Raw genomic sequence first — 2,141 nt, 5'->3', positions numbered from 1 at the left:
TAGCTGCTGTGATCTTCCTGCGCCGCGTTGAGGTTGAGGTTGTTACCTGCACTCAGTGTCACATTGCCGTTGGCGCTGTTGAGACTGCCGGCGGTGACGGTGAGGTCATGCACCGCCGCCAGGCTGATACCGTTGCTGCCGCTGATGCCCGTACCACGCACCTGCTGATCGCTTTGCCCGGTGCTGACTTCAGTGTGGTGCGCGAAGCTGTCCGTGCTGCGCGTGGTGGTATCGGTCACCGCTTGCAGGTTGATGTCACGGCCGGCGCCCAGGGCCACCGTGCTACCGGTGAGCTGCGCTCCCTGGCTGGTCACGTCGCGGCCGGCCAGCAGCGTTAGACCGCCGCCTGCTTGCAGCGTGCTAACCGTGTGCGTGACAGACTCGGTGCCGTTGCGCTGCGTACCCACGTGCGTGGTGGTGCCGGTAGCGAGCAGGTCCAGATCGCGGCCGGCGAGCAATTGCGCGCTGCCGCCGGCACTGATCGCCGTGGCGGTGGTGGTGAGGTCACGCCCCGCCGCAAGGCTGAGGTTGTTGCCGGCCATCACCGGGGCGGTGTCCAGCGTCAGGTCGCGGCCGGCGTTGATGCTCAAGCTGCCGCCGGCGCTGATGCTGCCGGGCAGGGCGAGGTTGCTCAGCGCCACCGGGCTGAGCGTGTTGCTCAGGCCATTGACCTGGATGGCGCCCAGGCTTTGCGCCACGCTTACACCACTGAGTACGTCGCCACCGGCCACCAGCGAAACGTTGCCGCCAGCCTTGAGCGTGCCGCCGTTCAAGATGTTCTGCGCGGCGCTGACACTCAGATCATTGCCGGCGCTGATGTTGCCGCTGTTGAGCAGGTTGCTGGCGGTGAGCTGCGCGTTCTGGCTGGCGGCGATGTTGCCGTTGTTGGTGATGTCGCCGCTGGCGGTCAGGATCACATTCTTGCCGGCGATGGTGGCGCCGTTGGCGGCGAGATTCTTCGCATCGGCCGCGCTCAGGTACACCACCGGCTCCAGCACCTGGTGGCCGTCCACGTTCGCGCTGACCAGCCACACGATGTCCTGGGTGAGGCTGGCCATCTGGTCGGGCGTGAGCGCCACGCCCACCGACAGCTTGAACTGCTGCGCCACCTGCACCGCGTTGTTCATCAGGTCGCGGTACTGGTCCAGCGCATCGCTGGCGTCGGCCAGGTAACGGCGGCCGGTCAGCTCGGTGATCTGGTCCAGCACGCGCTGTTGCTCGTAGAAGCCGTCGCCCAGGCGCTGCTGGATCTGCTGCGGGCTGAGACTCAGCTTCTGCAGCATGTAGTCGCTGCTGATGAACTTGCTGTATTGCGTGAACTGGGGATTGGTTTCGACCAGGAACTGGCTGCCGGGCTGCGCGTTGACGGTGTACAGGCCGGTTTGCGGCAGGTTAATGGTGGCGTTCGGGCCGACCAACGTGCTGACCACTTGGGGCGGCGCGAGCGACGTCGAACCACCTGCCACCGGAGACGTTGGGGTGCTGGCTTTGGGTGCGCTTGCCGTACCCGGCCGGGCGCCTTGCGCCTGGCCGGGTGCTTGCGTGGCACCGATGCCGACGGTGTGGGCGCTCGCGAGGCCCAGCGAACCGCCGTTGGTCTGGTTGGGCTGATTGCCCACCGCAATGCTGCCCACGCTGCCACCGGTGCCCGTGGCATTACCCACCGTGGCGGCCGCGCTGCCACCGACGGCCTGGCCGGCGCTGTTGCCGCCCAGGCCGATCACGGCCTGCACCGGCTGGCCATTGGCGCCTACCGTCGTGTTGTTGATGGTTTGCGCGGTGATCGACACCGTGTTGCCCGCGCTCATCGTCGCGGCCAGGCCGGGGCCGGCGTTGTAGGTGATCCAGCCGGGCTGGTTGGCGCCCAGACCGGTTTGCACGCTGTCCTGGTAGGTGCCCCAGGTTTCGTAGTCCTTGAACGCCCAGTGGCGGCCGCCGCTGAAGCTGACGTACTCAATGCCGGTTTGCTGGGTGATGTTTTCGCTCAAGGTGCCGGTAGGGGCGAAGGCGATGTTCTGCACCGTATAGGTGGACGTCGCACCGCCGCCGTTGTTGCCGTTCTGGCCGTTGATGACCAGGTTGTTGCCGGCGGCGAGGGTGGATTTGTCGTTCAGCACCGAGCCGTTGAGGGTGATGTTGCC

At 66.6% G+C, this 2,141-nt stretch carries 1 protein-coding gene; it reads right to left on the bottom strand.

What is annotated here, in order from left to right; translation table 11 throughout:
• Nucleotides 1-2,141: beta strand repeat-containing protein (locus EKH80_RS23925; RefSeq protein ID WP_230473911.1), on the bottom strand; the 2,141-nt coding region annotated here is incomplete at both ends.

The organism is Dyella choica, assembly GCF_003977665.1.
GTDB classification, from domain to species: Bacteria; Pseudomonadota; Gammaproteobacteria; order Xanthomonadales; family Rhodanobacteraceae; genus Dyella_B; species Dyella_B choica.
The sequence above is the reverse complement of the archived record's forward strand: the minus strand, read 5'-3'. Positions and strand labels throughout refer to the sequence as shown.